The sequence below is a fragment of the Parabacteroides goldsteinii genome (assembly GCF_020091425.1).
GTDB lineage: Bacteria > Bacteroidota > Bacteroidia > Bacteroidales > Tannerellaceae > Parabacteroides > Parabacteroides goldsteinii.
The window spans coordinates 4,414,492-4,435,627 of sequence record NZ_CP081906.1 but is presented as its reverse complement, the minus strand read 5'-3'; the positions used below and the strand labels follow the sequence as shown (position 1 = coordinate 4,435,627).

Here is a 21,136-nt window from a genome sequence, read left to right as displayed (position 1 = left end):
ATCGTAATTTGAACAGTGTCAGTAAAAGGAAGTCGGTTTCCATTTTGCTGACACTGTTTTTTATGCGTGTTGTATTTGATTTTTTGAGTATTACTGTAGACTGTATATTTTCTGATATTTTTATTTTCAACTCTCTGTTCCTGAATCTACTAGAATCCTCCAATTAACGGAACAAAAGTGCAATTAAAAGAAAAAAAGTGCCGTTTCGTCACGTGAAAACACATAGGTCTTCAAGGCCGTAACCTCTCGCCGTATCTTTGTTTCATAATCATTTAAAACAAAATAGTATGGCATTAAAGTATGTAATAAAGAAAAACGTATTCGGTTTTTGCCTTTTTTCAACAAAAAGTACCCGAATGTTCCCGAATAGTCCCGTATCCTTCCGTAGGTTCCCTTGGCCCCTGACCGGTATCCTATCTTTGTAACATCATCGAGAAACAAAGGTCTGACGGTGTTTGGATGAAAAAACGGTTGCGATTAGGAACATATATGGCAGTAAAACGATTTATTCCTATTTAAACCTTCTTATCCCGCACTAAACCGCTCTATCCCGTTTTCGTCGGAACAGCCTGTCGTACCTTTGTTTCGTAATCATAAAACAATAATAGTATGGCATTAAAGTATGTAGTCAAGAAAACTGTTTTCGGTTTCGATCAAACCAAGACAGAGAAGTATGTAGCCCGTCCTCTGCTGGCCGGTACAGTGAATTATCCCGAGCTTTATGAACAGGCCGCCAAACGTTGTATGGGAGTGTCGAACAGTATGATAAGAATGGTTATCGACGATTTGATCGAGGTGTTGGAATGGAATCTGCTCAATCACATGTCGGTGAAGTTGGATGATTTCGGGACGTTTCGTCCGGGACTCGGATGTAAGCCTCAGAGTGAGGAAAAGGATGTGAATGCAGATGTTTTGTGCCGTCGCAAAATAATCTTTACCACAAGCGGAAATTTCAAAAGGATACTGGATAATGCAAGTGTCCGGAAGTCCGAAAAACGATGAATTTGTAGTCTCTTTTTTAATAATCATTTAATAACAAATCAGTATGGCATTAAAGTATGTAGTTAAGAAAACTGTTTTCGGGTTTGATAAAACCAAGGCAGTGAAGTATGTAGCCCGTCCATTGTTGGCAGGTACGGTAGATTATTCCGCTCTTTGCGATCAGGTAACCAAGGTTGGTATGGCGCCCCGTGGCGTAGTGAAAATGGTGACTGACGGTCTGATCGATGCTATCATGTGGAATCTGGAAAATCATTTGTCGGTGAAGCTGGGTGATTTCGGGACGTTCCGTCCTGCTTTCGGGAGCAAGAGCCAGGATACGGAAGAGGCTGTAAATGCCGAGGTTTTGCGCCATCGTAAAATCATCTTTACCCCGGGGGCTTATTTCAAGGGTATGTTGAACGAAGTAAGTATCCAGAAGTTCGAAATCCCCAAAACCGATGAAACCGGTTCGGGCAGTAGCGAAGGCGGTGGTTCCGACCGTCCGGAAATCGAATAGGAACTATTCTTTTTCTGATTAACAAAGCAGGCACGGACCGGATAACGGGGCGTGCCTGTTTGGTTTTAGTAAATATTTATGTGTTATAGTATGGCTATTTCTTCGAGAGAAAGTCCGGTATATTGGCTGATAGTTTGCGGATCCAAGCCTTTGGCTTTCATGTTAAATGCTATAGCCTTAGTGGCTTTTAGGCTACCTTGTTCAATCCCTTGCTCAATTCCCTGTTCAATTCCTTGCTCAATCCCTTCTTCCTTGGCAGCACTTAGGACGTCGTTTTGGATCATTATATTTTCTAAGTGACGGTCGTAGGCTTGACGTTCCTGAGGGGGCATATCGTAATAGCGAAGTTTTTCGCGCGCTTCGGGAAGTCCCGGGGCTTTGGCTTCGGAGGATATTTTCCCGGTTTTCAGGTAAGTGATCCATTCTTCTAAAGGAGTTACGGCAAGTTTATTGAATTCGTTGACGCGTATCAGATAGTATTCCGGGAAAATTTTATCTGGTGTTTTTCTGATGATGGCATTCTTTTCTTTCAGACTGATTTCGAGTTCATCATGGGTGTTGAGTCCGCAGAAGCGTGAAGAACCCTTGTAAATATAGTCTTCTCCTTTTCCCATATCGAAATAGATGATACTGATGGAATAGATTTTTTTACGGATGAGTACGAGTCTCCTATATTAATATGTTCGGTAATTGCTTTCGCTACCCCGTAAAGAATGCGTTCAAGATAATAAATCTCACGTGTGTTTTGTATCTCAATGATGATGATATCGCCTTTACTGTTCTTTGCTTTGATATCGACACGGTTGAATTTATCACTCTCGTCTTCCATGTTTGCTTCACTTTCGAGAATTTCCATGATATGAATATCTTCTTCCAGAAGAGTTTTGAGGAATCCTTCGAGTACGTCGAAATTCGCTTTGTTGCGTAAGAGTTTTTTTGCGGCCCAATCGAATCGGATGTAATTTTCTTCTTTCATAGTTGTATAATATATTGATATTTATAATTATACAAATATACGACATTCTTGGAATACCATTCGCGAAAGTCACTGCTTTTTGAGAATGAAATCCAAGAAAATCGCAACTTTCCCAGATTATGTTTTGTCGGTATTTCTATCCGTAGAGGCGAGGTGAGGTGGTGTTTCTATCAAAACCGGCTAATTTGGTAGAAACACCCTATTAACTTGAAAGACTTGCCTATTATTTGGAATAAAGTAAATAACTACTTTTGTAAACGTTGAAAATCTTTCTTTTTAATTAGATTTGCAGGGTAAATGAAATTATAATAATAATGTATATGAAAAAAGTACTTTTCCTCTTTTTGCTTTTGGCAGGTATGACGAATGTCTATGGACAGAAGTTTGCGGTGAAGTCTAACTTGCTTTACGATGCAACTGCTACCATTAACCTGGGAGTAGAGGTCGGATTGAGCAAAAAGTGGTCGCTGGATTTGTCCGGTAACTATAACGGCTGGATGCTGGGAGACGAAGCTCGTTTTAAACATTGGCTGGTACAGCCGGAAGCACGTTATTGGCTGTGCGAGAAATTTAACGGACATTTCTTCGGTGTGCATGCTCATTATGCTGATTATAATGTGGGTGGTCTGAAGATTCTGGGTGAAAACATGGAAAATCACCGTTATCAGGGACATCTGTATGGGGCAGGTCTGTCGTATGGTTATCAGTGGTTGCTGAGTAACCGGTGGAGTATGGAAGCTGTGATCGGTGTGGGTTGGGCGCATTTGGAGGACGATAAGTATCCGTGTGCTGTTTGCGGCTCTATCGAGAAAAGCCGTACCAAGGATTATTTCGGCGTGACAAAAGCCGCTCTTTCCTTTATTTATTTCTTTAAATGATCGGGACAATGAAAAACAGAAAGAATATCTATATAGCAGCCGCTTTGTTGGTGGCCGGTGTGGTTCCAACAGGAGCACAAACGGGAAACAGTCCGATCAGTGTCGCTTGCAACGACCTGATGCAGAAAGGGGATTCACTTTATATCGATGCAACAATCCGGGTGAAGGGTGACCTGATCGAATCGCGTAAGTCATTGACATTGACTCCACTGTTGGAAAGTGCAGAACAGAAAGAAGGACTTCCTTCCATATTGCTGAACGGAAAAAATCGTGCAAAAGTTTATAAACGTGAAGTCGCGTTGAAGAACTTGCAAGATGAACCGCGTTATCAGGTTCTTCGGGCCAGTGACGCTTCGGAGCATACTATTCCTTATAAAATGGTGATAGCCTGGGAGCCATGGATGAAAGATGCCCGTTTCATTCTGGCACAGGATCTGTGCGGTTGTGGAAAAGAAGAAGCGGTGGGTCCGTTGCTGATCGCCGATAAGATTCGTATGGCACCGACGGAACGGTATAAGGTGCAGCCGACACTGGCATATATTTCGCCGGAGGCTGAAACTGAGAAACATCGTGCCGAAGTGGGAACAGCTTATCTGGATTTCCAGGTGGGAAAATCGCAGATCTTGCCGGATTTCCGTAATAATGCGTCTGAATTGGATAAGATCAACAGTACGATCCGTTCGGTAACGTCGGATAAGAATATCACTCCGAAGGGTATTATATTAAAAGGTTATGCTTCGCCGGAAGGTTCGTATGCTTCCAACGACCGTTTGTCGGATAACCGTGTGAAGGCTTTGCGCGATTATATCCGTTCGAAGAATGATTTCCCGCAGAGTTTCTTTACGCTGGAAAACGAACCTGAAGACTGGGCCGGTTTCAAAGCGCAGGCAGAGGCTGACTATGATATGCCGGCACGTGACGAAGTGCTTAGTATTATCAACAGTGACTTGCAGCCCGACCAGAAAGAGGCTAAACTACGTGCTTTGAAAAGCGGATCTGCTTTTAGTTATGTTTTGAAAAATATTTTCCCGTCGTTGCGCCGTTCGGAATATCGTATCGACTATACGGTTCGTGAGTTTACGGTAGAAGAAGGTCGTGAGATTATCAAGACCCGTCCGCAACAATTGAGTCTGAGTGAAATGTTTGCCGTAGCCAACAGCTATGAAACGGGAAGCAAGGAATATAATGATGTATTTGAAATTGCTGTACGCATGTACAGTTCTGATCCGGTGGCTAATCTGAATGCTGCTAATATCTCTATAGGAAAAGGTGATTACGAATCCGCTAAAAAATATCTGTCGAAAGCAGGTAATTCGGCTGAAGCAATCCATGCCCGTGGCGTTATAAAATTAATTGAGGGTGATCTTGATGGGGCAGAAACTTTGCTGAAACAGGCAAAAGAAGCCGGTGTGATAGACGCAGCAGCTAATTTGAGAGAATTACAGAAGAAAAGAGATGATAATGCTTTATTTGATAGTTTCAACATGCATAATTGATATGTATACCGTGTGGAATTATAATAAATAGAGTCTATTTTTGCATCAGAATGATTTATGGAAAAGCATAAAAATAATAATATGGAACATGCTGCACAAGTCGAATACGTTTTAGTAAACGAGATTGACAACCAGAACGGAGTGCATCTGTATCTGGAAGGAAATAAATGGTGCGCCTATGAACGTTCCGCTTATTATCTGGCTCAGTTGAAAGTGCCGGTTGTAATAAAGAAGGAAATAGTTCGTGACGGATATGACGTGATTCTGTTGAAAGCTTTTTTTGAAGTGGACGACATGCGTTTGCCTCTTGCTCCGAAGACTATTCTGAAACAAGTGGCTGACGACAAGCTCTTATTTCAGTTGAACGATCAGATCGATGGCTTCCCCGAATGGAAGGCTTGTCAGCTGAATAAATTACCAGCATAAAAGGTGAAGCCGTGAGGCTTCGGTTAAGTATACTAAGTTGTAAAATTGAGGGTGTATTAAGTCCCCGGAAGTGAGTGGTTATCCTTCCGGGGCATTTTTTTTAATTGAAAATTGAAGATTGAAAATTATGCGGGGGACTGGAAATAGACGATTAATCGGGCATCGGGGGATAAGGTGAGGGTAAACTCGGTTCCCAGGGCTTCGTTGAGGGAGCCTTGCCACCAGGATGTCAGGCGCCGTCGGGTGATGGGCCATCGGAGGCCTTCGGTGGTTATTTCTCCACAGGGATACATGGAAAAGATGGATATTTGCTGGCCGGGTGTGCATGGTAGCGTTGTTGTCCGGAGGACGGGGATGAAGCGACCGTAATCGGAGAGCATTTCCACGACTTCGAATAGAGGAGCAAAGTCTGTCAGCAAGGAGATGTTTCCGAGCGTATGGTCTTCGCGAAGTCCCGTAGCTCCGAGAATCAGTATTTTCCGGTAACCGGAAGCGTGGGCGAAACGTACAGCCTTGGTCAGGTCGTTTATCTCCTGGTCTTCCACGGTATGGATACGGTCGGCATATAGCCGGAGCATTTCCGATGGAATACTGTCCAGGTCGCCGACAATGGCCGACGGGACCAACCCCCTTTCATGAAGGTTCTGCACGGCCCCGTCGCAGGCAATGATGACGGGTGTTGCTTTTAATAATTCCAACGGCCCCGCTGTTTGCGGAAAACTGCCGTTAGCAACTACTACACAATCATATAATGTTTCCATTTGTATTTATTCCTTTCTTTAAACTTTATTCTTTTAATTCAGCTTCAATTTCTTCTATTGAAGGCAGGCTTCCCTTGAAGTCTTCCGGACATAGGCGAGTTAGTTCGTATTCCGAGACGCCAATGGGCTGACTAATTCCTTTCAATGAATATTCGGCAATAAAGCTATCTTTATTTTTACATATCAACAGACCTATTGACGGATTATCTGCAGGGTGTTTCAATAAATCATTTACTGCAGTCAGGTAAAAACTTAATTTGCCGGTATATTCTGGTATGAAATCGGTTGCTTTCAACTCGATAACAATATAACATCGTAGTTTTAGATGATAAAAGAGTAAATCCAGATAAAATTCTTTATTACCTACTTTTAAAGGTATCTGGCGGCCTACGTAGGCAAAACCAGCTCCTAACTCAATTAAAAATTTCGTGATATTGTCGGTTAAGGCATTTTCCAGTTCACGTTCTTTATAGCTATCTGTAAGTGTAAGAAAATCGAAATTGTAAGGATCTTTTAGTAATTCCTGGGCCAGATCACTCTGGACTGTTGGTAACAAACGGGAAAAATTTGATACGGAATGCCTTGTTCGTTGGTAGTCTTGTTGTTTGATGTGTAATTCTAAAATACTGCGGCTCCAACCGTTTTCAATTGTTTTGTGTATATAAAAAAATGCTTCTTCAATGGATTTGCATTGAATGATAATACGTAAATTATGTCCCCAGGGAATTTGTGAAACTGTTTCCCGTAATTGGTCAACAACTTGTTGACCAATTGTAATGTCTTGGTTATAAAATGAATACCATCTTTTGATGTATTTGATATTGGTTGTGGAAAAACCTTTCATCTCAGGAAATTCCTGCTGTAGATCTGAACTTAATTGTTTTATCAAGCCATCCCCCCACTGTGATTGTTCCTGTTTGGAAACAATTTCCTTTCCAAGCTCCCAATATAGGTTGATTAATTCTGTATTAACTTTCAATGCCGCTTTGATTTGGCTGTTTCGTATACGGAATTTAAGATCGGTGAGCCATTGCTTGTATTCAATGTCAGATTTAAGAATTACATTCATAAGGTTTTGTTTTTAATAAGTTTGTAATACCTCACAAATGTAGAGTTTATTTTCAACATTTCATATCCGTTCTTTATTTATTCCTTTCTTTTTCCAGGTGAAATATCCGACGATGGCCAATATTGCGTAGCAAATGTACAAAAACATGGTTGGATAGAGGCCACGGAGGTAATAAAGATAAACGGATACGAAATTGACGATTACCCAGAAGATCCAGTGTTCGATGATACGGCGGGCCAGCATCCAGGTGGCTACGATGCCGACGGAGGTGGTGAAGGCGTCGCCCATCGGGATGGGGGAGTCTGTGAAGTTATGAAGTACGTAATATAATAAGGCGTATATAGCTAGGATAGCGGAAGCTATCCCTGCTAATAACGGCCAGGTGATATGACGGTAGAAAATCAGGTCATCGGAGACTTTCTCTTCAGTGACGCTTTTTTTCGTACAGGTCCATTTTTTGAAACCGTAAATGCTGATGGCAACATAGTAGATATTCAGCCCCATATCGGCATATATCTTTGAGAAGAAAAAGACAAATACGTAGACCAGGGAGGTGAGGAAGCCTACTACCCACATTGCTTTATGCTGCCTGATCTCTAATAACAGGTAGAGAAAACCTGTAATGACACCGAAATATTCTAATAGTTGTTCCATAATTTATATTTTTCTAGAACCTGATTGTTACTCTGACCATGGCGTTTGTGCCGGCCTGGGTGAAATAACCGTCGTCTTTGTTGACGATCCCTTTGCTGATGTAGGTATATACCCAGGCGTTTGTTTCATATTTCTCGTTGAAGAGGTTGTTGATGGTGACGTCGACGCCGATCTCCTTGACAAACTTCGGCTTGAAAACATATCCGACACGCAGGCTGTTCACGAAATAGGGATTGATGGAACGGTCTTTGGTGGAGGTATTGTCGATGTATTGACGGCCTACAAACTGTGAGTTGAAGCTGGCGGAGAATCCTTTCAGGTTGAAATCGAACATGCTGTTGGCGATGATGCCGGGAGAGAAGGCGATGTCGGTTGTTCCCAGATAATAACTTGCCTGGCCTCCGTTATCGAAGTCATCTATATAATGAGTGAAATTCTTTATTTTGTTACGGCTCAGAGTGACGTTTCCGTTCCAGTCCAGCCAGTGGGTGATACTTACGCCTCCGGTCAGTTCAATTCCCATGCGGTAGCTGTCTTTGATATTGCTGGTCAATGCTTCACCGATTTCGCTGATTTTGCCGCTCAGGATCAATTGGTTGTTGTAGTCCATAAAATAAAGATTGGCTCCGGCGCGGAAACGCTGGCTGCCGAAGCTGTAACCGGCTTCGTAGTCGTAGAGTGTTTCGTGAGTAGGACGTTCGTTGACTGCAGCTTCCGTAAAATTGTCGCGATTGGGTTCACGGTTGGCGACGGAGAAAGAGACGAAAGCATTATGACCGCCTTTCTGGAAATTGATACCGGCTTTCGGGTTGAAGAAGTTCCAGTTTTTGTTGACGTAGATTTCCTTACCGGTATTGTCGTCACTTCCTTTGATCGTGTAATGGATGCCACGGTATTGCAGGTCGAGGTATCCGTTCAGGTAGGGGTGGAACCGGTAGTTGCCTTTTACGTAAAAGTTATAATCCAGTTTGTTCCCTCTGTTACGGTAATATTCGTAGTCAGGCGAGGGGAGTGCTTCTGCATTTTTGACCCACATGACACGGCCGAAATGGTCGCCTACATATTTATTGACAGCTGAACCGAAGCTCATCTGGAGACGTTCTGAGCGATAGTTCGCACTGTAAACTACACCGTAAAAGTCGTTGTCCAGCCATTTACGGCGGACGAGGTCGGAACTGACGATTGTGTCGCCTTTCCCGTTAATATAAGACTCGGGGAGTTTGTATTTTGTAAATTCTTCATTGGGCTTATAGTCTTCGTAATATCCCTCTCCATGTGTGTAATGGAGTGTCAGGTTCATATTCCACAGGTCGCTCAGTCGCTGACTTGCCATCAGGTGGTAGTTTTGCTGCCGGTAATTGTCTGTCTGGTTGTCGTAGAATTTTTTAACGCCGTTCTCTTTATATTCTCCGCAAGGGTTGTAGGTCCGGTCGCTTTCCAGATAAATGGAAGGGACACCGTTCCAGGCCTGATACGTTTTTTCTATATTGCCGAATGTCTGGAAGCGGACCAGAGTGTTGTCGCCGTAATAGGTGGCTGAGCCGAAATAAGAGTGCATATTGGCTGTTGCCCGGTCGATGTATCCGTCGCTTTGGACGTTAGAGTAGCGGGCGTCGAAAACGAAATGATCCCGGAGTAACCCGGTTCCTGTTTTGACTGAGTTTTTGACGGTTCCGAACGAACCTGCCGAAAGGCTGTATTCGGCATACGGTTTCAGGTCCGGCTTTTGCGTTTGCATGGCGACGGTGGCACCGAAGGCGGCGGCTCCGTTGGTCGATGTCCCAGCTCCCCGTTGTATCTGTATGTTATCGACGGAAGATGCGAAATCGGACATGTTGGCCCAGAAAACGGTGTGAGACTCGGAGTCGTTGACCGGTACGCCGTTGACCGTGATGTTGATGCGGTTGGCATCTGTGCCGCGGATACGGAAGCCCGAATAGCCGATACCTGTCCCGGCGTCCGAAGTCATGATGACGGAGGGGGATTGGGAGATGAGGTAGGGGATACCCTGACCGTCGTTTTTGCGGCTGAGTTCGTCTTTGGATACTTCGCTGTAAGCCACCGGAGTGCCTTTGGCTACTTTGGTGGCGGTGACGACTACTTCGTCCAGTGATAAGTCACGTGAAATTTTGAGAGAATCGACAGGCTCGGGACGGTTTCCCGCTGCTGCGAATGTTGCCAGAGATCCGGCACAGATAATCAATACACTTTTCATCCTTTTTACCTTAATGTTTAAAAACCTGATAAGTGAATAGGAGAGGTGTGTTGTGTGAAGAAGTATACCATGTTTTACAATTCCCTTCGACGGCATTATCCGTATCAGGTAATATGGGTATAATCTCAGCCTGCGGCACGTACTGTATCGGTACGTGGCAAGCACCCCTTTGTATTCGGGGCACAAAGATAAGGAAAGTCAGGGAATTGTACAAATGGAAAAAACCGCCGCGAATCACTTCGGGGCGGTTTCGACTCCACAATTTTCCATCAATTATGTTGTAATTATTTACTGTGGATATATCTCTGTTTATTTGTTATTCAATAGTGGTGTACCAATTGCTCTTCATCCAGTTCAAAGGAGCGTACCAGCTGTCTTCCTTACCTCCCAGATGGGCATTCAGGTTGGCTGAGTTATAGTCTTTTTCGTCAGCCGGATACTGGATGCGGTCCAGAGGAAGCGGAGTTGCGACAGATTGTGGGTCGCGTTTGAAATAAATTTCCGGATATCCGGTACGGCGGACAACATTCCATGCTTCATATTCCTGGATAGCACCGTGATGGATCCAACGCTGTGTAAGGATACTTTTTTGCGGATTGCTGGCGTCCCATTGTGTTTCGGCATATGCTTCAACTTCGGCTGCTGAGGGAGGAGTTAACGGATCACGGTAGGTACCGGTTGAATTCAAATCAAAATAGAATTCAGTGGAAAGTTTTATACCGTTGATATATTCGCTCTTGGCATTACCGGTAGCCCAGTTGTTGGCATAGGCCTCCGCCTTCATGAAAGCAACTTCGGCTGCTGTCATCCAGAGTCCCGGGAATCCGGGGTTACGGGTGAAGGTCGATGTATCCAGGGCTGCGTAATATTTAGCCGTACCATGTGTAGAGATACTCATATTCGTTTCCTGTTCTGTGAGTGTTTCAGACGGATCGAGGCCGATATATTCGTTATTCCAGTTACTGTCATACAAGACTTCCAAACGTGGGTCCGGATTATTGGTGTTGGCATTCAATGCGCGTTGCATTGGGCCGGACATGCGGTTGTAAGTTGAATTCTCGATTGCGTTTTGCAGGTCGCGGTCAAAATCAAACTGGTCATCGTCGGTTTGTGGCACTGTGATATTATCAGAGTTTAGATCTACCATCGGATAAGTACCGGGATTTTCCAACATGGTTTTGATCGCAGCACGTGCTTCACTTACCAGGTCACCGTTAGAAGCCAGGTGAGTAGCTACACGTAAACGCAGGGAGTTCACATATTTACGCCATAAGGTGATATCGCCGTTGTTCACATAGTCTTCTGCATTCAGGTAAGTACTGGCATTGGCTGTAAGCGAACGGCCGTTGAGATATGTGTTGACTTCGTCCAGGTCGCTCAGGATCATTCTATACAAATCGATATCCGAGTCGTATTTAGGTTTGGAAGCTTCTACGTCTCCTGTTGCCCATAATGTGCCGGCTTCAGAGAATGGTACTCCACCCCAGGAGGAACAAACTTCATAAAGTTGTTCTTCCATTACTGTACGTCCCAGCAAGAAGAAGATACGATAGTCTTCTTTTTCTTCTTCCGGAAGGTTGTTGAATTCGGTTTCCAACACTCTGTACTGGGTGACAGTGTTATAGAAGTTTTTCCAACGTTCGTTGAAATACCCCTGACCAGCACCGGCAAAGCGGTCTTTACTGTTTGTATGACCGATCACTCCGGAGAATAGGCCGGAAGTGGTGGAAGATACATAATATCTGTAATAGACCGGATTCATCCATGTATTAGAGGCTTGCCATACTCCAACCATCAAGGCCGGGCATGATACCGTCTGTGTCTTTGACGGGTCCTGATATTGATCCGTGAATTTGTCGTCACTACAGGAAGACGTTGCCAGAAGGGCAGCACATCCAAGTGCGAGTGCATATATTTTTTTCATAAATCTTTCAATTTTAATATTCTATATTATTTTTCGTCAATTAGAAGCTTGCACGTAATGAGAAGCCGAATGAACGTGTTGTGGCTGTTGAACCACCAATCTGTGCCTGCGTGATCCAGGTTGTACCGTCTGTACATTCTGCATCGAATTCTTTCAGGCTCTTATAGAAGTAGAACAGGTTACGACCGTATACGGAAACCATCAGGTTCTTGCAACCGAATTTGGAAGTTATGTTTTTCGGTAATCTGTAACCAAGGCTCAGTTCACGCATCTTTACATATGAATTCTTCTGTATTGCGTTTTCGTAGGTGATGTTTCCGGAATATCCCCAACCGTATTGGTTGTAATATGATTCACCGGCAGTGATGATCGTATTGTTCGGAGTACCGTCCTGCTTAACACCCGGCTGGATTACACCGTTATCGTAAACCATGTTACCGTTAACTGTAGATCCGGCAGGCTGGTCTGTCAAATGACGTTTTGAAGGGTCTGACAGGTCGTTGCCGTCTGCATACCAGGTAAGACCGCCACGTGAAGCGTCACGGTTATCCAATGTACAATCCAGGATACCGAGTTCGGTCATATACTGGTAAGGCAAGTTCAATACGTCACCACCAATACGGAAGTCGATAGTGGCATCCAGATAGAAATCTTTATAGTTCAATGAAGTGCTGATGCCTCCGACAACTTTCGGCATGGCGTTACCTGCTCTCTGGCGTTCTGTATAGTCTACGATATACAGACCGTTATCGCCAACGACTTTGTTTCCGTTCTCGTCTTTTACCGTACCGTAAACATACCAGTCACCCATCGGGCGTCCTACTCTGGATTGCAGCACTGCGGCTCCGTTATCTACTGTAGAATGGTCGATAGAGTTGATACCGTCTATCAGTTTCGTTACTTCGTTCTTGTTCCATGACCAGTTGGCGCGAATGTCCCAGTTCCAGTCTTTAGTCTGGATAACTGTACCATACAGAGACATTTCAACACCGGCATTCTTTAATTCACCGACATTCATCCAGATGGAAGTACCTCCTGAAGATGCTGATGTTGTAGTCTGAAGGATCTGGTCTTTTACTGTATTCTGGTAATAAGAAAGTTCGAAGCCCAAACGGTTGCCGAGGAACTTGTTTTCCCAACCCAATTCGAATTCGTATTTCTGTTCCGGTTGTATTTCATTGTTTCCAAGTGCCTGTGGAACCTGATTGTAGATATAACTGCCTACAGCGCTCTGGTTGTAACCGGTAGCTGCTTTATATATTTCCGGGGCGTTACCTACAACACCGTAGCTAAGACGAATTTTACCATAATCCAGCCATTCGGGTTTATTATCTTTCAGCAAAGATGAATAAATGACGCTACCGTTCACAGAAGGATAAACGAATGTGTTGGATCCGGGGTACAACGTAGATGTTTTTTCCTGGCGCACAGTTCCTTCCACATAAGCCCAACTGTCGTAACCGAAAGAAGCTGTAGCAAAGAAGGCTTGTTTTAACAGCGATGCTTTTTTCATCGATGGATTTGCCGGTGTTAATCCGGAAGAGTTCAGGTGGAACCAGTTTTCAACACTCAGACCTCCGCGGGTACTCACTGAGGTGTCGAACTGACTTTCCTGACGGGCAGACCAACCTGCGGTTGCAGCAACATTGTATTTTTCAGCAAATGTACGGTCAAACATCAACATGATATCACCGTAATAGATCTCATACTTTGAATTTTTCAATGAATAGGATCCGGTATAGTTGCCCGGCTGTCTGAATACGTTCGGAGTTTCTGTTGAGTTCTTATTCTCAATTACATTGTACGTCAAGTCTGTTGACAGACGGCCGCGTGCGGTCAAACCCGGAATGATTTCCCAACTTGGCGTTACACTCGCGATGAAACGGTTATTGTCTTCCAACTGTTCTTTACCTAAGATATTCCAGAAATACTCTGAAGACATCTGATAGTTGGCCGGATTCCAGTCCCAGGCTTCATCAGGAGTCAATGTATTGCTGGTATAAGGGACGTTCATGTATCCCAAGCTGGTAACAGTGCTGTTCTTCATTGCTGCGATGTCATCATATCCGGTGAACATACCTGCATAGTTTGTCAACAAGCGGCTGATACGGTAAGCGCGGTTTTTAACATGCTGGCGCATGTAGTTTGCCGAGTAATCCACTTTTAAGTTTTTCAGGATATTGGCGCTACCAGAAAGAGCAAAGTTGTGCTTGTTGTTGTGCGAGTTCAACTGTGTCGGCGTATTATCCATATAGGTATAGGAGAAACGCAGGTTGCCTTTTTCCGTTCCGTTGGTAATGGCCAGGTTATAAGTCTGGTTGATACCTGTCTGGAAAACATCATTCCACTGGTTGTGGTCGATAGGTGCGTAAGTACGAATAGCCCCGTTATAATTGTATAATTGGGTGGTATAGTCGTATGGACGTCCCCATGAATAATACGTATTACGCGGAGAGATTACCTGGTTTCCGTTACGGTCTGTACGGGTATTCTGGAAACCGGTTTGCTGTTCGAATTCACTAGCGGTGGCCAACAGGGCATTGTCGTATCCCGGACCGAATTCTTTCTGGATGCTCGGCATGTAGGCTACTTTGTCAAAGCTTACATTTGCACTGAAGTCTACACCGAGACCACTCTGGCCTTTACCGCTTTTAGAGGTAATCATCACAACACCGTTGGCTGCTTCAGATCCGTACAGGGCAGATGCGGCGGCACCTTTCAGGATAGAGATGCTTTCGATATCTTCCGGGTTGATGTCTACCATACCGTTGGATTCTACACGCTGGTTGGTCCAGTAACCGTCTTTGTTGGCGTCGCCGTTGTGGATGGGCACACCGTCCATTACGATCAGCGGCTGTGTCGTACCGGTGATAGAAGACAGACCACGTACGGAGATGGATACGGAGGAAGTACCACCACCCGGAGCTGCCTGGATGCGCACACCTGAAGCCTTACCGTACAATGATGTGGCGAAGTCCGGAGTACCCGTTTTGATCAACTCTCCGGCATCGATTGTACTTACGGCATAACCTAGTTTTTTGGCGTCTTTCTTGATACCCATGGCGGTAACGACTACCTCGTCCAGTTTTTGAGTATCTTCAGCCAGTAGGACTGATAAGGAAGATTGACCGGTGTATGTCACTTCCTTTGTTGCATACCCGATGAAAGAAATCTGGATGACGCTTCCGTTCTTTACATCGCTCAGGCTAAAATTACCTTCTGTGTCGGTAATTGTGCCGTTTGTGGTTCCTTTCACGACTACAGATGCTCCGGCGATCGGGCCGAATTCATCTTCTACGGTACCGGTAACTTTCCCGTTCTGCTGGGAAATCGCGGTTTCATGCTTCTCTGGCGCAAAGTCAGCGGATGCACTTACGGGAAGTGTCATTGCTCCTGCGACAAGAATCAAGCTGACAGGTTTGAAGTTTTTCAACATAATAATTGATTTTATTAATAAATGAGGCGTTCTCTTTGTCCCCCTTCTTTTTCTTTTACTCTATTTTGTTTAAAATGTGTATAGAAAACTTTAGATCCTGACGTTTAATAGTTGGCGAATTCATAGTCCTAAAAGAACTCACGTGCTTTTATTATGTTGATGAATTGGGTTTAATTTGCATATTATCAGATAGTTAAATGTATATTGGGTTTGGTGTGTATTCGGCCTGTTGGAATTTGAAAAAATCAGAGGTATATCAGAATGAAAAAAATTAGTCCGTTTATGTCTGAATTATTGAAAAAAGCGCCTGTTTTTAACATAATCCCCCTGCTTCATGAAGAAAATTAACAGTTTGTTCCCGGATAACAGATTGTTCTTCTACTGCGGTTCAATATTAATCTCTAAGCTGCTTTTTGTAGTTATATTACATATTTATAGTGATTTATGGAAGATATTTATACTGCCTGAAAAGGTCGTGTTGTGCAATGTTTTCTTTTTTAACAATATGTATCGCTTTAATGTTTATTTTATATATTGATAAATAAATCTTCGCGATTTTTGGGATTGAGATATAAAAAAGTATTATTTACGATTAGTTAGGGATATAATTGTTGGCGATATGTTAAAAAACGGACTGTCAATCATTTTTTTTAAACAAAATGCAATATAATGAAACAATTATTCTATATATTTGCACTGTAATAATTGTATAGAGTTCTTTTAGAACTATGTTATATATCAATGAATTGAACTCATTTCTTGCCTTGTTTTTTATGTTTTCACCTGAATCCATCCATTGTTTTAATTTCCTAAAAGATGTAACCTATATTAAGTATTGAGATAAAGAGAGTTTATCTTAGGCTGCAAAACGAACTTTTCTGATAAAAAGATTGTATTTGTTTGAAAACTCACTGATTATTTGTATATTTGCGGGCGATTAAGCGAAGATGAGGAGGGGGCGGGTAGTCCCCTTCTTTTGTTCTTAACAGTATGTTTATGATTGAAAAGGGAGTAATAACTCAGTTGGTTGAAGAGAAATTGGCTTCTTCCGACAATTATTTGGTTGACGTAGTAGTTAAGCCGGGAAACCTTATTATTATTGAGATTGATAATGATGAGGCAGTTTGCATTGATGATTGTGTGGAATTGAGCCGGTATGTAGAGGAACATCTGGACCGGGATGTGGAAGACTTCGAGTTGGAAGTCGGTTCGGCAGGGGTTACCTCTCCTTTTAAAGTACTTCGTCAATATGTAAAAAATATAGGGAACGAAGTGGAGATGCTGCTGAAAAGCGGTGTGAAACTGACCGGAGTATTGAAATCGGCCGATGAGAACGGTGCAATAGTTACCGTTGAAAAGCAGGTAAAACCTGATGGTGCCAAACGTAAAGTTACTGTCCGGGAAGATCAATCCTATACATTCGAAGAAATAAAATATACAAAATACCTAATAAGATTCAAGTAAAGAAAGATTATGGCCAAGAAAGAGGAAACAATCAGTATGATTGACACACTTGCGGAGTTCAAGGAGTTGAAGAATATAGATAAGGATACGATGATCAGCGTGCTGGAAGATTCCTTCCGTAACGTAATCGCTAAAATGTTCGGTACGGATGAGAACTACGACGTAATTATCAACCCTGAAAAAGGTGACTTCGAGATCTGGAGAAACCGCACGGTTGTGGCTGATGACGAACTGGAAGATCCGAATCTGCAACTTACGTTGACCGAGGCCCGTAAGATCGATGCCGACTGTGAAGTAGGAGAAGAAGTAACCGATGAGGTTCATTTCGCCGATTTCGGACGTCGTGCTATCCTGAACCTGCGTCAGACGCTGGCTTCAAAGATTCTTGAATTGCAGAAGGATAGTTTGTATGCTAAATATAAAGATAAAATAGGTACAATCGTAGCAGCTGATGTATATCAGGTGTGGAAGAAAGAGATCCTGTTGCTGGATGACGAGGGTAATGAGTTGCTGCTCCCGAAATCAGAACAGATTCCTTCCGATTTCTATCGCAAAGGTGAAACCGTACGTGCGGTTGTACAAAAGGTGGATAATTATAATAATAATCCGAAGATTATCCTGTCCCGTACAGATAAAATGTTCCTGCAACGTTTGTTCGAACTGGAGGTTCCCGAAATTAATGACGGTTTGATCCTGATCAAGGCTATCGCGCGTATCCCGGGAGAAAGAGCAAAAGTGGCCGTTGAGTCATACGATGACCGTATCGACCCGGTAGGTGCCTGCGTAGGAATGAAAGGTTCTCGTATCCACGGAATTGTGCGTGAGTTGAGAAACGAGAACATTGATGTTATTAATTATACATCCAATGCGTCGCTGTTTATCCAGCGTGCATTAAGCCCGGCTAAAATTTCCTCTATACGAGTGAACGAAGAAGAACATAAGGCAGAGGTTTATCTTCGTCCTGAAGAAGTATCACTGGCTATCGGTAAAGGCGGTTTGAATATTAAACTGGCCTGTATGTTGACTGAATACACGATCGATGTATTCCGTGATGTGGAAGGAGCCGACGAGGAAGATATTTATCTGGATGAATTTACAGATGAAATTGATAGCTGGGTAATCGACGCACTGAAAAATATCGGTTGCTATACGGCCAAGAGCGTGCTTGCTTTGAGCCGTGAAGAACTTATTGAACGTGCCGACCTTGAAGAAACAACAGTCGACGAGGTACTTGCTATCTTATCTGCCGAATTTGAAGATGAAAGTCAGGAATAAAGTATTACGACAAAGTTAGATATGCCTATAAAATTAATACAAGTACAAAGAAAATTAAACGTAGGGATCAACACGGTTGTTGAGTTTCTACACAAGAAAGGTCATCCTGTTGAGGAGAATGCAAATCCCAACACGAGGATCAGTGATGAACAGTATGCTTTGCTCGTAAAAGAGTTTGGAAAGGATCTGCCTGAGGGTGGTTTTGAACGTCCGCGGGTAGAACGTCCTCACAGAGAGAAAGAGAGAGAGGCCGCTTCTGTGAAAGAAGAGAAGACCTCGGAAATAAAGACCGTGATCCCGGAAGAGTTCAAGCCTAAAATCGTAACGAAAGGCCGTATCGACCTGGACGGACAGCATAAAAAAGTTCAGGAGACTCCTGAAGTGAAAGAAGAACCGGTAGTAGCCAAGCCGCAGTCTGTCGTTGAACCGCAGCCTGCCGTTAAGCCTCAGCCGGAAGTCAAACCGCAGCCTGTTGCAGAACCGCAACCGGTTGTCGTTTCTGCTCCTGCTCCTGAAAAAAAGACAGCAGAAGCCCCTGCAAAACAGGAAAAACAGGAGGTTGCTCCTGTTGAAAAGCCTGTGGAGAAAAAAGAAGTAAAAGAGATAGTTGTGGAAAAAGAAAGAATCGAAGAGAAAAAACCGGAAGTTAAAGTGAAGCCGGAAACGACGACAAGCTCTTCTGAAGAAGTGAATAAAACGGCCGCAGAGGGTCAGACTTCTGCTGAATCGGAAGACAGTAGCTTGTTCCGTTTGAACACTCCGAAGTTCGAGTCGAATATCAAGGTAACCGGCAAAATTGACCTGAATGCCTTGAACCAGTCTACTCGTCCTAAAAAGAAAACAAAGGAAGAGAGACGGAAAGAACGCGATGATAAACGCGAAAAGTTCAACAACAATAACAGACCCGGACAACCGGGATTCCATAAAGGACCGAAAGATCCGAATGCCAAACCGGGTGCACCGGTGAAGCCGGGAGCTCCTGTTAAACCGGGCGAAGCCAATGCGGATGCGAAAAAGAAACGTAACCGTATCAAGAAGGACCGTGTGGATGTGAACAACACTCCGGGTACGAACTACAGCCGTCCCGCTAACCAGCATCAGCGCGACGACCGTGGCAAACCCCGTCTGAAAAAGCCGGTTAAGGCCGAAGTAAGCGAGGAGGATGTACAGAAGCAGATCAAAGAAACCCTGGCTCGTCTGACGAACAAGGGAAATAAGAATAATAAAGGTGCCAAGTACCGTCGTGATAAACGTGATGCAGCCGTTAAACGCGAGCATGAATTGCTGGAACTGGAAGAACAGGAAAGCAAGGTATTGAAGCTGACCGAATTTGTTACGGCAAACGACCTCGCCAACATGATGGACGTGCCTGTGACGAAGGTTATCGCTACTTGTATGAGTATCGGTATTATGGTTTCAATCAACCAGCGCCTGGATGCGGAAACGATCAATATCGTGGCCGATGAGTTCGGGTTTAAGACTGAATATGTCAGTGCGGAAGTGGTGGAAGCCATCAATGCCGACGAAGAAGACGATAACGAAGAAGATTGGGTAGCACGTCCGCCTATCGTAACAGTGATGGGACACGTCGACCACGGTAAAACGTCTTTGCTGGATAATATCCGTAATGCCAATGTGATTGCCGGTGAAGCCGGTGGTATCACGCAGCATATCGGTGCTTACAATGTGAAGCTGGCCAGCGGACGCCGTATCACCTTCCTGGATACTCCGGGTCATGAAGCGTTTACCGCTATGCGTGCCCGTGGTGCCAAGGTAACGGATATCGCTATTATTATTGTAGCTGCCGACGATGCCGTCATGCCGCAGACCATTGAAGCGATCAACCATGCTTCGGCTGCCGGTGTACCTATCGTATTTGCTATTAATAAGGTAGATAAGCCGCATGCCAACCCTGAAAAGATCAAAGAAGAACTGGCTAACATGAACTACCTGGTGGAAGACTGGGGTGGTAAATACCAGAGCCAGGATATTTCGGCCAAGAAAGGCATGGGCGTTGAAGAGCTGCTTGAAAAAGTATTGCTGGAAGCCGACCTGCTGGATCTGAAGGCTAACCCGACAAGACGTGCAGTCGGTTCCATCATCGAATCATCCCTGGATAAGGGACGCGGATATGTTTCTACCGTATTGGTTGAAAACGGTACCCTGAAAATGGGTGATATCGTCTTGGCCGGTACACACCACGGACGTATCAAGGCTATGTTCAACGAACGTAACCAGCGTGTGGAAAAGGCCGGTCCTTCCGAACCGGTTCTGATCCTCGGATTGAACGGTGCGCCTCAGGCCGGTGATACATTCAATGTATTGGAGACTGAACAGGAAGCACGCGAGATTGCAACCCGCCGTGAACAGTTACAGCGCGAACTGGGTATCCGTACACAGAAAATGCTTACGCTGGACGATATCGGCCGCCGTATCGCTGTGGGTAACTTCCAGGAACTGAATGTAATCGTGAAGGGTGACGTGGACGGCTCCGTAGAAGCATTGTCCGACTCTCTGATCCGTTTGTCTACCGAAGAGATCCAGGTGAACGTGATTCACAAAGCTGTCGGTCAGATTTCCGAATCGGATGTGGTACTGGCTGCCGCTTCGAATGCGATCATCATCGGATTCCAGGTTCGCCCGTCTGTACAGGCTCGCCGTAATGCAGAGAAGGATGGCGTTGAGATCCGTCTGTACTCTATCATCTACGATGCGATCGAAGAAGTGAAGAGCGCTATGGAAGGTATGCTTTCTCCGGAAATCAAGGAAGAGATTACTGCTTATGTGGATGTACAACAGGTATTCAAGATCACGAAAGTGGGTACGGTTGCCGGCTGTATGGTTAAAGAAGGTAAGATCAAGCGCACGAACAAGATCCGCCTGATCCGCGACGGTATCGTTATCTATGCCGGCGAACTCGGATCGCTGAAACGCTTCAAGGACGACGTAAAAGAGGTTGTGGCCGGATTGGATTGCGGTTTGAATATTACGAACTTTAATGATATCCAGGTAGGCGACGTGATCGAGTCGTACGAAGAAACTGAAATAAAGAAAACTTTATAAA

General features: G+C 44.2%; 14 protein-coding genes, 1 pseudogene and 1 riboswitch. Of the genes and pseudogenes, 8 read left to right on the top strand and 7 right to left on the bottom strand.

Annotation, left to right across the window (positions count from 1 at the left end):
- Nucleotides 1-609: 609 nt before the first annotated feature.
- Both K6V26_RS18985 and K6V26_RS18980 read left to right on the top strand, forming a co-directional pair.
- Nucleotides 610-1,002, top strand: coding sequence for an HU family DNA-binding protein (locus K6V26_RS18985; protein WP_224263559.1), 393 nt, complete (start codon nt 610-612; stop codon nt 1,000-1,002).
- Between the two features lie 43 nt (nt 1,003-1,045).
- Nucleotides 1,046-1,498, top strand: coding sequence for an HU family DNA-binding protein (locus tag K6V26_RS18980; RefSeq protein WP_010801737.1), 453 nt, complete (start codon nt 1,046-1,048; stop codon nt 1,496-1,498).
- 83 nt (nt 1,499-1,581) lie between these two features.
- On the opposite strand, the pseudogene K6V26_RS18975 reads toward K6V26_RS18980, so the two are convergent.
- A pseudogene (locus tag K6V26_RS18975) lies at nt 1,582-2,474 on the bottom strand (Rpn family recombination-promoting nuclease/putative transposase).
- A 320-nt stretch (nt 2,475-2,794) separates the two neighbouring features.
- Here K6V26_RS18975 and K6V26_RS18970 point away from each other — a divergent pair.
- From K6V26_RS18970 to K6V26_RS18960, 3 genes are read left to right on the top strand one after another with little or no spacing between them, the layout of a single operon-like run.
- Nucleotides 2,795-3,352, top strand: a complete 558-nt coding sequence (locus K6V26_RS18970) for a DUF3575 domain-containing protein (RefSeq protein WP_010801813.1) — start codon at nt 2,795-2,797, stop codon at nt 3,350-3,352.
- 8 nt (nt 3,353-3,360) lie between these two features.
- Nucleotides 3,361-4,848 carry a DUF3868 domain-containing protein gene (locus tag K6V26_RS18965; protein WP_122328187.1) on the top strand — a complete coding sequence of 496 codons (1,488 nt, stop codon included), beginning with the start codon at nt 3,361-3,363 and terminating at the stop codon, nt 4,846-4,848.
- A gap of 57 nt (nt 4,849-4,905) precedes the next feature.
- Entirely contained in the window at nt 4,906-5,274 is a 369-nt protein-coding gene (locus K6V26_RS18960) for a hypothetical protein (protein ID WP_224263558.1), read from the top strand.
- A gap of 125 nt (nt 5,275-5,399) precedes the next feature.
- On the opposite strand, the gene K6V26_RS18955 is transcribed toward K6V26_RS18960, so the two are convergent.
- From K6V26_RS18955 to K6V26_RS18930, 6 genes are all read right to left on the bottom strand, one after another.
- Nucleotides 5,400-6,035 carry a thiamine diphosphokinase gene (locus tag K6V26_RS18955; RefSeq protein ID WP_046145471.1) on the bottom strand — a complete coding sequence of 212 codons (636 nt, stop codon included), beginning with the start codon at nt 6,033-6,035 and terminating at the stop codon, nt 5,400-5,402.
- 25 nt (nt 6,036-6,060) lie between these two features.
- On the bottom strand, nt 6,061-7,104 hold the full coding sequence (locus K6V26_RS18950) for a PDDEXK nuclease domain-containing protein (protein WP_007655278.1): 1,044 nt from the start codon (nt 7,102-7,104) through the stop codon (nt 6,061-6,063).
- 60 nt (nt 7,105-7,164) lie between these two features.
- A complete protein-coding gene (gene pnuC, locus K6V26_RS18945; protein ID WP_010801817.1) occupies nt 7,165-7,758 on the bottom strand; it encodes a nicotinamide riboside transporter PnuC in 594 nt (197 codons plus the stop codon).
- 13 nt (nt 7,759-7,771) lie between these two features.
- On the bottom strand, nt 7,772-9,973 hold the full coding sequence (locus tag K6V26_RS18940; protein ID WP_224263557.1) for a TonB-dependent receptor: 2,202 nt from the start codon (nt 9,971-9,973) through the stop codon (nt 7,772-7,774).
- A 63-nt stretch (nt 9,974-10,036) separates the two neighbouring features.
- A riboswitch (TPP riboswitch) is annotated at nt 10,037-10,152 on the bottom strand.
- Nucleotides 10,153-10,289: 137 nt separating this feature from the next.
- Nucleotides 10,290-11,897 (bottom strand): SusD/RagB family nutrient-binding outer membrane lipoprotein, encoded by a 1,608-nt coding sequence (locus tag K6V26_RS18935; RefSeq protein WP_224263556.1) that lies wholly within the window; start codon nt 11,895-11,897, stop codon nt 10,290-10,292.
- A 40-nt stretch (nt 11,898-11,937) separates the two neighbouring features.
- Nucleotides 11,938-15,333: a SusC/RagA family TonB-linked outer membrane protein gene (locus K6V26_RS18930; RefSeq protein ID WP_129697554.1), complete on the bottom strand. Its 3,396-nt coding sequence runs from the start codon at nt 15,331-15,333 to the stop codon at nt 11,938-11,940.
- A gap of 996 nt (nt 15,334-16,329) precedes the next feature.
- Here K6V26_RS18930 and rimP point away from each other — a divergent pair.
- The 3 genes from rimP to infB are packed head-to-tail and all read left to right on the top strand — an operon-like array spanning nt 16,330 to nt 21,135.
- A complete protein-coding gene (rimP, locus tag K6V26_RS18925) occupies nt 16,330-16,797 on the top strand; it encodes a ribosome assembly cofactor RimP (protein WP_224263555.1) in 468 nt (155 codons plus the stop codon).
- Nucleotides 16,798-16,806: 9 nt separating this feature from the next.
- Nucleotides 16,807-18,072 (top strand): transcription termination factor NusA, encoded by a 1,266-nt coding sequence (gene nusA / locus K6V26_RS18920; RefSeq protein WP_007655272.1) that lies wholly within the window; start codon nt 16,807-16,809, stop codon nt 18,070-18,072.
- A 21-nt stretch (nt 18,073-18,093) separates the two neighbouring features.
- A complete protein-coding gene (gene infB / locus K6V26_RS18915) occupies nt 18,094-21,135 on the top strand; it encodes a translation initiation factor IF-2 (RefSeq protein WP_224263554.1) in 3,042 nt (1,013 codons plus the stop codon).
- Nucleotide 21,136 lies beyond the last annotated feature (1 nt).

Coding starts and splice junctions, on each gene's coding strand:
- K6V26_RS18940 (WP_224263557.1), bottom strand. CDS start 9,973: ATGAAAAGTGTATTGATTATCTGTGCCGGATCTCTGGCAACATTCGCA.
- nusA (WP_007655272.1), top strand. CDS start 16,807: ATGGCCAAGAAAGAGGAAACAATCAGTATGATTGACACACTTGCGGAG.
- rimP (WP_224263555.1), top strand. CDS start 16,330: ATGATTGAAAAGGGAGTAATAACTCAGTTGGTTGAAGAGAAATTGGCT.
- infB (WP_224263554.1), top strand. CDS start 18,094: ATGCCTATAAAATTAATACAAGTACAAAGAAAATTAAACGTAGGGATC.
- K6V26_RS18960 (WP_224263558.1), top strand. CDS start 4,906: ATGGAAAAGCATAAAAATAATAATATGGAACATGCTGCACAAGTCGAA.
- K6V26_RS18935 (WP_224263556.1), bottom strand. CDS start 11,897: ATGAAAAAAATATATGCACTCGCACTTGGATGTGCTGCCCTTCTGGCA.
- K6V26_RS18985 (WP_224263559.1), top strand. CDS start 610: ATGGCATTAAAGTATGTAGTCAAGAAAACTGTTTTCGGTTTCGATCAA.
- K6V26_RS18970 (WP_010801813.1), top strand. CDS start 2,795: ATGAAAAAAGTACTTTTCCTCTTTTTGCTTTTGGCAGGTATGACGAAT.
- K6V26_RS18950 (WP_007655278.1), bottom strand. CDS start 7,104: ATGAATGTAATTCTTAAATCTGACATTGAATACAAGCAATGGCTCACC.
- K6V26_RS18955 (WP_046145471.1), bottom strand. CDS start 6,035: ATGGAAACATTATATGATTGTGTAGTAGTTGCTAACGGCAGTTTTCCG.
- pnuC (WP_010801817.1), bottom strand. CDS start 7,758: ATGGAACAACTATTAGAATATTTCGGTGTCATTACAGGTTTTCTCTAC.
- K6V26_RS18965 (WP_122328187.1), top strand. CDS start 3,361: ATGAAAAACAGAAAGAATATCTATATAGCAGCCGCTTTGTTGGTGGCC.
- K6V26_RS18930 (WP_129697554.1), bottom strand. CDS start 15,333: ATGTTGAAAAACTTCAAACCTGTCAGCTTGATTCTTGTCGCAGGAGCA.
- K6V26_RS18980 (WP_010801737.1), top strand. CDS start 1,046: ATGGCATTAAAGTATGTAGTTAAGAAAACTGTTTTCGGGTTTGATAAA.